The organism is Paramesorhizobium salinisoli (assembly GCF_003335045.1).
GTDB classification, from domain to species: Bacteria; Pseudomonadota; Alphaproteobacteria; order Rhizobiales; family Rhizobiaceae; genus Paramesorhizobium; species Paramesorhizobium salinisoli.
Genome location: NZ_QOZG01000026.1, coordinates 1 through 11,527 on the forward strand (window position 1 = coordinate 1; position 11,527 = coordinate 11,527).

The window sequence follows — 11,527 nt, forward strand, 5'->3', positions numbered from 1 at the left end:
GGAATTCGAATCGCGGCAGCAGACCCTGATACAAACAAGGCAGGAGTTGGAGAGCCTCAGACGCCAGCGTGTTCAGCTCGATGGAAGCCTTGCGAGTGTTCACACCAAAATCGCGGGCTTCGATGCGAGCGCCGCCATGGCGATCGGGGAACTTCGGCAGCGTATCGCAGGCATAGAAGAGCAGCTGGCGCAAGGAGAATCCAGGCGTGTCGTTGTGGTGACTGCCCCCCGCGACGGGACGATTGCGGCGGTTTTCGCCCGAGCAGGGCAAATGGTGCCCGCGGGTAGTGAACTCGTTTCCATCCTGCCTGCAGACGGAAATTTGGAAATTCATCTTCTTGCGGAAAGCAAGGCAATCGGTTTCGTGCGAAAGGGCATTCGGGTCCTCTTGCGTTACGCCGCGTTTCCTTACCAGAAGTTTGGTCAATATCCCGGAATGATCACGGACGTTTCTCAGGTGACGGTCGCCAATGATCTGGACACCTCGGTTGCGCTGTCACAGCAGAAACAGGCTCCCCGCTATAGGATTACCGTTCAGCCGGATAGTTCCGTCGTCATGGCCTATGGAAAGCCGGAGCCTTTGCGCGCCGGAATGGCCGTCGAGGCCGATCTCCTGCTCGACACGAGGCCCCTTTATCAATGGTTGTTTGAACCGCTTTACAGCCTGCACGGTAAAATCACCGGTCAGGCGCTCAGGGATGCTGCCCTATGAATCCAGCTGCTGGTTTGACTTTCGGTTTCCGCCGGCGGTTACCTATGGTTCTGCAAACCGAGGTGGCGGAATGCGGCCTTGCCTGTCTCGCGATGATTGCCTCCTATCACGGCCACAGGGTCGATCTGGGCGCCTTGCGGCGCCGGTTCTCGGCCTCGATGAGGGGCTTGTCCCTCATCGATATGTCCCGCTTTGCGTCGGGGCTATCCCTGGCCACGCGTGCCCTGAGAACGGAACCGAGCGAGTTCGCCAATCTGCGGCTGCCATGCGTCCTGCATTGGCAGCTGAGACACTACGTCATACTCGAGCGTGTCACGCGACACGGAGGGATTATCTACGACCCGGCACTAGGCCGTCGCCATATCACACATGCCGAAATATCCGAGTGCTTTTCCGGCGTCGCGTTGGAGATTTGGCCGACAGGTGGCTTTGAAAAGAAAACCGAACGCGATCGTATCAAGCTTTTTGACCTGGTCCGGCATGTGGTCGGACTCAAGCGCGCGCTGGCCCAGATTTTCCTTCTTTCAATCTGCCTTGAGGTATTTGCCCTTCTTGCCCCCATTGGATCTCAGGTGATCTTCGACGAGGTAATCGTTGCGTCCGACTACGATCTGCTCTCGCTGGTGGCCGTGATCCTTGGGGCGCTGTTGCTGCTTCAGACCGCGATCGGTCTGGCGCGTTCCTGGGCAACGTTGATCATGGGCACGAGCCTCAGCTTACAATGGACCACCGCGCTTTTCGACCATCTGTTGCGTTTACCGCTCTCTTATTTCGAGAAACGGCACATCGGCGATGTCGTCTCTCGGTTCGGCTCGTTGGGAAGTATTCAGTCGGCCATCACCACCAGTCTGGTTGGGGCAGTCCTCGACGGGATCATGTCCGTCGGGGCGCTTGCGATGATGCTGCTTTATGGCGGCTGGCTGACGATCGTAGCGATGGTCACCATTCTTCTGGATCTCCTTATCCGGCTTGCTGCTTATCGGCCATATCGCGACGCCAATGAAGCAGCGATCATTCAAGGCGCAAAGGAGGATTCGCACTTCATGGAGACGATCCGCGGCGTTGCCAGCATCAAGGCGCTCGATCTCCACGAGAAGCGAAGGGGCGCCTGGCTTAATTTGCTGATCGAAGCCACGAACGCCAATCTGCGCATTGCGAAGCTGGATTTCCTGTTTGGCACCGTGGGAGGGCTTCTCGGAGGTGTGGTCAACATCACCATGCTTGTGCTCGGAGCAAGTGCCGTCATGGCCGGCGACATGACAATCGGGATGTTGATCGCCTTCCTGGCCTATAAGGATCAATTTGTTGGCAGGGTCAGCGCGCTGATCGGGCTCGCTATCAACCTCAAAATGCTCGGCCTGCACGCGGAACGCATCGCGGATATAGCTCTGGCAACGCCGGAAGAGGACACAAGCAGGATTTTCCCCGTTCCGGTCGGGCAATCCAGTACCGCAAGCCTGGCTTTGCGGGATGTATCCTTTTCCTACGGCGAGCACATGCCGAAAATTCTTGACGGCATCGATATCGACGTCGCGCCGGGCGAGTGCATTGCCATCGTTGGTCCATCAGGATGCGGGAAGACGACACTTCTCAAGATAATGTCAGGGCTTATTTCTCCCACCGCCGGAAAGGTTCTTGTCGACGGGCACGACATCAACGGGATCGGCCTTTCGAACTATCGACGCATGACGGCTTCAGTGCTTCAGGCGGACCGGCTGTTTGCCGGAACGATTGCTGACAATATCGCTCTATTCGATCAGGAGGCCGACCAGCACTGGATCGAAGAATGCGCCCGCATGGCGGCGATCGCGAATGAAATTGCGGCCATGCCGATGCAATACGATTCCCTGGTTGGCGATATGGGCAGCACCCTTTCCGGCGGTCAGAAACAGCGGCTGTTCCTGGCCAGGGCGCTCTACCGAAAACCGAGGATCCTGTTTCTGGATGAAGCCACCAGCGATCTCGACGAGGCCAACGAACAAAAGATCAATGCTGCGGTCGCCGCCCTAAACATCAGCCGTGTGATCGTGGCGCATCGGCCCTCAACCATCGCTTTGGCCAGCCGCCGCATCACACTTGCCGCGCCTCAGAAAAAGGTGTTGTTGCTGTGATCGTTGTCGTCACAGCGGGAGGATACTTCGACAACGATAAAAGGATTCTTACGATGAAAAAGATCAGATCGTTCTTTGAGCTTTTAGTTCCCCAGGCAGGGCTTCTGATGTTGATGTATTTCTTTTACAACGCTGGCTCTAGCCATGAAATAGATTTGCATAGGTATTTTATATCATCGATAGCAGCCCTAGGTGTTGTTATGACCCCATTAAATATCTTGCAGCTTATAAGGAAGGACAGAAATCTTAATTGAGATATACTTATTATTTCAAAGACAAGCGGGGTCAATAATAAGGCAAAGCTCTGACCCGGGTGATATCTCCTCTACCGTGCCCTTCTACTCACAACCTTCTCTGACCTCGCTTCATCGCAGAGCGTTGCCCGCGACAAGCGAGCGTGTCCGTATCTGGCCATCAGGCCAGCTCTGTCCGCATGCAGAACATATGAAGAAAGGGCCACCGCCCCGGCCAGAGCGGAAGCCCTTGAGGGGGTCGGTTCCGGCTGGGGGCGAGATGACACTCTAAGCGCTTGCGGCGTTGGGCCAGAGATATTCGCCTGTCAGTAATATGTGCGCCCAACCCAGCGGAGAGATATGCGCCAGAAGTTCGGGCGGCACATCAAGTCCTTCATTCCGGCGCTCTGCGACTGCATGGCCGAGATGGAGGGTGTTCCAGAAGATGATGATTGCGGTGAGCAGATTGAGTCCGGCGATCCGGTAATGTTGGCCCTCGGTGGTTCGGTCACGGATTTCACCCTGGCGACCGATGCGCAGCGCATTCTTGAGAGCGTGGTGGGCCTCGCCCTTGTTGAGGCCGATCTGGGCACGCCGCTGCATGTCGGTGTCGAGGATCCACTCTATAATAAAGAGTGTCCGCTCCACGCGGCCAACCTCCCGCAGCGCAACCGCCAGATCGTTCTGGCGTGGATAGGAGGCAAGCTTGCGGAGCAGCTGGCTCGGCTTGATCTTGCCGGAAGCCATGGTCGCGGCGCAGCGGAACAGGTCGGGCCAGTTCGCGATGATCAATTCCTCGCGGATCTTGCCACCGACCAGTTTGCGCAAATCCTTGGGTGTCCCTGCGGGATTGAACACGTAAAGGCGCTTCGAAGGCAAATCGCGGATGCGCAGGACAAGGCGGTATCCGAGCATACCGCTGGTCCCGAACAAGTGATCGGTAAAGCCGGCCGTATCGGCATATTGCTCACCAACCTGACGACCGGCCTCATTCATCAGCAAGCCGTCAAGGATGTATGGGGCCTCGCTGACTGTCGCGGGAATAGTCTGTGACGCGAACGGCGCGAACTGGTCGTTGACATGGGTATAAGCCTTGAGGCCGGGTTCGTTTCCATACTTGGCGTTGACCATGTTCATCGCCTCGCCGTGCCGGGCCGAAGGGAAGAACTGGCCATCGCTCGATGCGGTTGTTCCCATGCCCCAGAACTGAGACATCGGCAGCTTTGCCTGCGCAGCCACCACGATCGCCAGTGCCTGGTCCATTGCGTCGCTTTCGACGTGCCACCGGGCAAGGCGCGACAGCTGCCAGTAATCATGCGTGTTCGTTGCCTCCGCCATCTTGCGGAGGCCCAGGTTCAGCCCTTCCGCGAGCAGGACGTTGAGCAGGCCGATCCGGTCACCGCATGGAATCCCAGTTCTCAGATGGGTGAAAGCTTCGGAGAAGCCTACCGCAGTATCGACTTCAAGCAAGATGTCGGTAATCCGGACAGGCGGCATCCGGCGATAGAGATCGAGGATTAGCTCCTCGGCACTGTCCGGGACGTCGGCCGTCAACCGATCGATCCGTAACGTTCCATCCTCGATGCTGCCGTGCGGAATGGTTCCGTTGCGAGCTGCGCGGGCCAGCCGCTTCAGGCCATCGGCGAGCCGAGCCTTTCGATTAGTCAGCCATATTTGCGGATCGAGAGGCACTGCCAGTCTGGTGTTCGTCTGTGCTGTGGTCATTGGCACCAGGACCTGCTTGAGATCGCCGTAGCGGCGCGAATGGTCGAGCCAGATGTCACCGGATCGGAAGGCATCCCGCAGGTGAAACAGGACCGCCACCTCCCAAAGGCGATTGTCGCCCTGGTCTTGTGCTCGCAAATGGCCGTGCCATTTCGAATTCGGCCGCAAGAAGCTGTCGGTTGCCGATGGTAGCGCTTGCATCTCGCCGATGGCTTTTGCCGCTGCAATCAAGGGCTGGGCTACGGATGCCGCCTTGAGTTTCAGGCAACGCAACATGCGCGGCGCGTAGCGGCGAAACCGATGGTATCCTTGCCCGACATGGGCCAGAGGCTCATCGGCCAGCGTATTGCTGAGCTGGACACCGGTCGCGACCAGTTGTTCGAGCCGGCCCCATTCCGCCGATTTGGCGACCGCCATTTCCAGCGGCACACCATCATTGCGGGCTTCGAGCAAAGAGGCTCCCAGAGCGGTGAAGGCGCGCAGAGTATCTGTGACCGCTGCCTTGGAACCAGCTATTCGCTCATCATGCAGCCGTTTCGCCTCGCGCCAGGTCTTTCCCACGATCCGGTCATGGGTCTCGACCACAGTATCGGCGATCGTCGCCTCCCATTCCACTGCGCAGACAGCAAGGATCGCCGAGCGACGATCCGAGCTGATGTCGCGCAAGCCATCGGTGAAGTAGCGCTCCCCCTGCCGACGCAGGCGTGCGATACGGTGCGGCGGAATCCCGGCGAGAAGCTGCGGATCGAGAACGAGGCCACGCAAGAACTCCAACCTATCGAGCAACCGGTTCGCCGCTGCGGAATTGTTGCCGACCTCGAACTGGCGAAGCCAGATGAACCGGCTAATATTGGCATCGAGCAGTTCGGTCAGCAGCCCATCAAGCCGTTCGCGTGCGCCGGTATCAAGTCTTTCCGCGATCCGCGTCTCGATCCGCCGTTCGGCAGCGACCAGTGCGTCCGCACACAGCCGCTCGATGGTCGATATCGCTGGCAAGATCGTCAGAGTTTTACGACAACGCGCGATCAGGCGCTGAGCGAGATCCTCGTTCGAGCGGGCCTCTTCAGCCTGATCGAAAAGCCAGTCACGCAGATCACGGGCACCCCGACCCGCGAAGGTCTTGTAACCGTAGATCTCACGCAACGCCTCCATATGCTCCTGGCGAGTCTGCCGCCGAGCGGCATAAGTGAGGAGCGCATCAGCCGAGACGCCGAGTTGAGCCCCGATGAACGACAGAACCTCATGCGGGATCACTTCGCCCGGAGCCAGCGCCCGCCCCGGATATCGCAACGCGCAAAGCTGCAGGGCGAACCCCAACCTATTTTCCGGCCTGCGGCGTTCCTGGATGTGTGCGAGATCGTCGTCGCCCAGTGTGTAATGCCGAAGCAGTAACAATTCATCGGTGGGCAAATCAAACAGTGCTGAGCGCTGTCGCTCGGTGAGAATGTGTCGTCTCGGCATCCCGATTGTCCCTATTGAAGTATACCCTGTTTTGGACAACAATCGGCTCATGCAAATCAAGGCCTTTCGGCACCAAAATCCACGAGGGTTCAATTGGGACAGCGAGCCGCCATCTACTGCCGCGTTTCGACGGCCGACCAATCCTGCGAACGGCAGGAGCGCGACCTGACGGCATTCGCTGCCCACGCCGGTTATGAAGTGGTGGCGACATTCAAGGAAACGGGCTCGGGTGCGAAGCTTGATCGCGCCGAGCGCAAAAAGGTCACGGCGCTGGCACAAGCTCGGCAGATTGATACGGTGCTGGTTACCGAGCTTTCTCGCTGGGGGCGATCGACGGTCGATCTTCTCCATACCCTTCGCGAACTGGAAAGCTGGAAAGTATCGGTAATGGCCATGAACGGGATGGCCTTCGATTTGTCGTCGCCGCACGGGAGGATGCTGGCCACGCTGCTTTCCGGCATCGCCGAATTTGAACGAGACCTGATCAGCGAGCGGGTCAAATCTGGCCTCGCCGCCGCCAAGGCGCGCGGCAAGAGGCTCGGCCGCCAAATTGGTGAGCGACCCAAATCTGACCGACTTGCTCCGAAAGTTCTGTCGCTTGTTGCTCAAGGACGTAGCTACCGTTGGATCGCTCGTGACCTTGGCATTAGCAAGAACACCGTTGCTGATGTTGTGCAGCGATCTCGACAGGAGGGTGCAGCGTGACAGGCGGCTCGATACCACTCGCAAAATATAAAGCGATCGTAGTTCTGGGCTACGATCCGGCTTGGCCAACACAATTTGAAGAGATCAAAGATAAACTTTGTCGCCTGCTCGATGGAATGGTCGCGGACATCGCACACATCGGGAGCACCTCTGTTCCCGGCTTGTGCGCGAAACCAAAAATCGATGTCGATGTCGTCTTGGAGTCGGAAGAATTGATTCCGCAGGGGGTCGAGAGGTTAAAGCTGGCCGGCTACACCTATCATGGCAACAAATATAACGATGGCATGTGGGCGTTCACGACAGGCAGAAGTTCTTTCGGTGAGCGTGTTTACCTTTGTGCTCCGGGAACGCCGACACATCAAAAGCGCCTATTTTTTCGAGATCACCTGCGGGCGAATCCCGAAGATTCCGCAACGTACGGCGAACTGAAGCAACGTCTGGCATCCGAGACCGATAATGATTGGGACCACTACACAGGGAATAAAGGGTCTTTTTGTAGCCTCCATCGTAAGAAAGGCCGCCTCACGCCACATTCAAGCGGTCAAATTACACAAGGCTCGCATTGCTCAAGAGATCCTTAGCGATCTGCTGGAATGGTCCGGTATTCCGGCGTCTATCGCGGCATATGTACAAGAAGCTGACGCTCACCCTATGTTCGCCTGCCTGGCGCCAGATGGAACCGCAATCGGATTCCTGGGGTCGTCTGCGGGAGGGGGCGGAATCCTACGCTAAGCTATCTTTTCAAACCTGCCGAGCGATGGAACCGATCGTGTTGACGACAATGCGCGCGGCCGTCAGCGCAGACATGCCGTCAATGTCGGCGGGCGGATACCACAATGGCGATGAGGCGATACTCAAGGGAAAACCCGAGACTTCTTCAACAGCCTGCTAGACTAAACCTGCCAGGTAATTCGCTTGTTTGGCGGTGGAGCGATGATATCGTGCGAAATAATTACCAAAATTGATTGTTTAAATCGCTCGCGGAACGCACTTAAAATCATAGTTGCGGCCCCTTGATCGAGATTTGTGGTAGGTTCATCCAAAATCAACACCCCGGCATTTCGTACAAAAGCCCTCGCCAAAGCTATGCGACGGCGCTCTCCACCAGACCAATCAGCTCCCCTATCGCCAATCTGAGCTTGCAATGTGAGCCCTCTTGTCGTGAGCATATCCAAGATACCAAGCTGTTGTGCTGCTTCTTCGATCATTTTGTCGGTGATTGAATAGTCACCAAGCCGTATGTTTTCCATGATTGTGCCTGCGAAAACATAATCGACCTGCGGAACGTAAAGCACGTGATGGCGTAGGTCATTTCCTTGTGCAGGCAATATATAAGGCTTCCCGTCTACTACCGCCTTCCCTGATACCGCTGAAATCAAGCCTGCCAGCGTACGAGCCAAGGTCGATTTTCCGATACCGCTTGGTCCCTCAAACGCCACTACATCACCACGTTGCCACTCAGCTGAACGCGGCGCGCCAAGTGAACGGTCGCCCGCCATAGTGATTACATTTTCAAAAGCAAAGTTTTCGACTGGTTTTAGGAATGGTGGTGGTGGCGTATCCCGGCGAGCGTCTTTGAGAACATCAGCAGCGATCTCCATGCTCGCAGAGGCTTGCGTCACACGTTCAGCCGAACGTGACAGATCCACGATTGGTGCGATGAGTTGCAAATAAGCCAAGATCAGCGCAACTAAACCACCAATGCTTTCAGCATTGATACCAGCTTCAGCGTCTAACCCGAATAGATATACGCTAATCGCGGAAACAAGACCGCCCCAGCGAATCAATTCGAGCCGAATATGTTTAATGAAATAGTGCCTCGCGTGACGCCCGACCTGGATATCGAATGCGATCAATTGCTCTTCAAGCGTCCTTATCAAGAAGGTTTCCGTTCCAAAGCTTCGCACAATTTCACCCAATTCATGCGCATTCGCAATATTGGCGGTGAACTCCTTCTCCGCCATGTCAAAGGCGAGACTGAGCGCATACTCCTTACCCACATCCCGTAGGTTCAGACCAATGAACAAAGCAGCCGTGATGAGGATGACAACAGCAGTCGGCCAACTTACCGTAACCGCGACAAGGGAAATCAAAATGACCAAACTGGCAAGATAAGGCACCAAGTCCATCAATAGATCAGAAATGATCGCGTGTGTAGCTTGTCTGCCTTTCGCGTAAGCATACATCAATTCGGTAATCGAATGCCGCCAGAACGTTTTGTCTGGTCTCAGTAATGCAACTAGTGTTGCCATTGCAATATCGCAGCCTACTCTCTCGCGAGATCGCAAGGTGAAATAAGCTGCAGCTGCCGTACAAATACCACTTACAAATCCAATAGTGATATAGACCGCAAGAATACTGAAAAGCATCCGGTCTTGTGCAACCGAAATCGCCGCACGGGCGAGGATGAATGGTTGCAATGCGAGCATTGCTGCGCTCAGTGTGGCGAGCGCCGCCACGGCGATGGTCGAGCGTATTGTTTCAGGCTGGATAATGCCGCGTAGAAGATTGATGTTCGCAATGAGTTGAATAGTCTTTTTCATATTTTTATGAATGATTACAATCAGATGGTCTTAATGTTCTAAGGATATACTCCAATCGAATCGCATTGGCGAAGCATATCAGTGGAAGCGCACATGTACCCATATTCACAAACAGAATATGTTGCCGGATCAGGGCGGGGCACTTGAGAATGCCAAATTTTTGTATCATCCCATCTTGGAGATAAGTTCCTAAATCAAAATGGCGCAATTCTATATTATAAATCTCCGAGAAATTCTCACGATAACGTGGAAAGAGAAAATAATCGCTCACGCCTGATTTCGCGAGTGCAATTTTATTGAGGGCGCGCTCACGTTTCATTTCTGTTGGCAGAATTTGGGAAAACTGCACGATTGAGGGGTGTGTCAGCGGATTGATCGGCCAAATGCCACGATTCAAAAACATATCGGCGCGGCAAAAGGATGATGCGACCGCACTACTCGATGTGAAACTTGCACTTTCAGAAACAGAAGACAGCGGAACGCCGAATAGCGCTTCACAAGCAAATTTTATATCATCATCAGAACGAGATAGCGCTATTTTCTTATCGGCGAAGATTGTCAATTCATCTCCACCGATGCCTGTCAAAATCAAGTCAGGCAGTTTGGGCAGTTGATCAATACACGCCTCAATACCTTGGCGAAACAGTTCATCATTCGGGACATGACGGGCCGAGCCATCAGCATTCAGGAATGCCTCAAAAGGATGACACGTGCTTGAAGGAACAGTGATGTCTGCAAAATTGAACAACTGTATAAGTTCCGAACGCCGAGCTATCTGCTGACTGCCGACTATACCGGCATGTATGAGACCATAAGTCATGAGGCGATCGGAATTAAGTTGCCCGCGCCCCAATGCGGCGGCAACACATGCCGAATCCAAGCCGCCGCTCAATTCTAGGCAGGCTGTAGTTGATTTTTCGAGTCGTGGACGTATAACTTCGGCGACCATGTCGAGAAAACACAATGCCGCTTCTGCCTTAGTAGACAGCGTGTTCTCCTCATAGGCAGGTATACTGGAGAGGTCGGCAATTTCAATTTGTCTGTTGGACCATGAGGCATGCTGGCCGCCGCCGACCATTTTTACGCCACGCAAGATGGTCGCGGTTTCGAGAGTAGGCCCGTAAACGATGAACCGGCGGCAAGCATCGAGATTGAGTTCAAACGGAGTTTGCGCCGCGCAATGCAAAAAATCCCAAGAAATTACTACACCGGTGTTAACACTGCTGATGTAGAGTGGAGCCGAAGCATATAGTGTTCTCAATAGATCGAAGCGAACAATGCCATTCGACTCGCTCAGAATGATTGCAGTGCCATCGAATTCAAGAGTATTTCGGAAGAGAGAATTAGCTGGATCGGAACAACAAAGCAACTCATCCATGTCTGGTACTGCATGAGCCTCCACAACACACCAAACCCGCCGTCCCGGTCGCTCGGCTGATGCAAGCCGCAGATGGGGGGTAGGGAATTTGGTCAGCGTGAAATCGGTCTCATCCAGTGAAGAGGCGCCCGCAGGACAAGTGTAAGATGCGATCAACATAATAAAATCCGAATAGACCGAAAAGCGAGGGGCTATACCCCTCGCTTAACTTAACGTGGGGAATTTAATCTTCGCGGCGCCCTTGGTCTGAAATGCCTCTAGGCTTCGGCTCCATTCGAGTGGGAATCTTGGCCTCGACGACAGCGTTGAATACTTTAGACATTTTTAGTTCCTTCATCTTCGCATCACAGCCAACCAATGGCTGCAGCGCCAAAGATATCAGATCTGTGGGGGCAAAAAAGGGATGCCAGCATCCCGTTTTTTGGATTTGACGAAATGGACGAGGTCTCGGGTGCCACAGCCGGCTTTTATGATTTCCGCAACGAACAACGGAATGTCACCAAGCTGCATCAGTTTTTTCGTTCTTTGATCTGTATCCATCCGAGCAGGGCCGCGGGATTTTGGGCGCCGCGCGTGGTAACGTCGGTTCATGGAGATCGATGAGGACAAGATCGACGATGCCGTTTTAGCGCTGTTATGGCTGACGCTGCATAACGAGC

The 11,527-nt window shown here is 55.0% G+C and carries 8 protein-coding genes and 1 pseudogene; 5 read left to right on the forward strand and 4 right to left on the reverse strand.

All coding sequences use genetic code 11. From position 1 onward, the window contains the following. On the reverse strand, positions 1–427 hold a 427-nt coding region (locus tag DUT91_RS27685), incomplete at its 3' end, for a hypothetical protein (protein ID WP_483466849.1). Between DUT91_RS27685 and DUT91_RS26925 the strand changes: the two genes are divergently transcribed. Together DUT91_RS26925 and DUT91_RS23295 are read left to right on the forward strand one after the other, a co-directional pair. Continuing rightward, positions 365–712: a hypothetical protein gene (locus DUT91_RS26925; protein WP_483466848.1), complete on the forward strand. Its 348-nt coding sequence runs from the start codon at positions 365–367 to the stop codon at positions 710–712. The two genes, DUT91_RS27685 and DUT91_RS26925, sit on opposite strands and share 63 nt — an antisense overlap. A 44-nt stretch (positions 713–756) precedes the next feature. Further along, entirely contained in the window at positions 757–2,823 is a 2,067-nt protein-coding gene (locus DUT91_RS23295; protein ID WP_245419946.1) for a peptidase domain-containing ABC transporter, read from the forward strand. A gap of 521 nt (positions 2,824–3,344) precedes the next feature. Here the strand turns inward: DUT91_RS23295 and DUT91_RS23305 are convergent. Beyond that, the gene (locus DUT91_RS23305; protein WP_114442824.1) at positions 3,345–6,242 is read right to left on the reverse strand and encodes a Tn3 family transposase; all 2,898 of its coding nucleotides are present in this window, start codon (positions 6,240–6,242) and stop codon (positions 3,345–3,347) included. Positions 6,243–6,335: 93 nt separating this feature from the next. Between DUT91_RS23305 and DUT91_RS23310 the strand changes: the two genes are divergently transcribed. Both DUT91_RS23310 and DUT91_RS23315 read left to right on the forward strand, forming a co-directional pair. Beyond that, positions 6,336–6,947: a recombinase family protein gene (locus DUT91_RS23310; RefSeq protein WP_114442825.1), complete on the forward strand. Its 612-nt coding sequence runs from the start codon at positions 6,336–6,338 to the stop codon at positions 6,945–6,947. Beyond that, positions 6,944–7,528, forward strand: a complete 585-nt coding sequence (locus tag DUT91_RS23315) for a GrpB family protein (protein ID WP_245419947.1) — start codon at positions 6,944–6,946, stop codon at positions 7,526–7,528. The genes DUT91_RS23310 and DUT91_RS23315 overlap by 4 nt, the downstream gene beginning before the upstream one ends. 312 nt (positions 7,529–7,840) lie before the next feature. Here DUT91_RS23315 and DUT91_RS23320 read toward each other — a convergent pair whose 3' ends face one another. Together DUT91_RS23320 and DUT91_RS23325 are read right to left on the reverse strand one after the other, a co-directional pair. Further along, entirely contained in the window at positions 7,841–9,490 is a 1,650-nt protein-coding gene (locus DUT91_RS23320; protein ID WP_114442826.1) for an ATP-binding cassette domain-containing protein, read from the reverse strand. A 4-nt stretch (positions 9,491–9,494) separates the two neighbouring features. Beyond that, a complete protein-coding gene (locus tag DUT91_RS23325; protein ID WP_147272256.1) occupies positions 9,495–11,027 on the reverse strand; it encodes an asparagine synthetase B family protein in 1,533 nt (510 codons plus the stop codon). A gap of 430 nt (positions 11,028–11,457) precedes the next feature. Here DUT91_RS23325 and DUT91_RS27575 point away from each other — a divergent pair. After that, positions 11,458–11,527: pseudogene (locus tag DUT91_RS27575) on the forward strand (DUF6429 family protein); the annotation flags it as partial.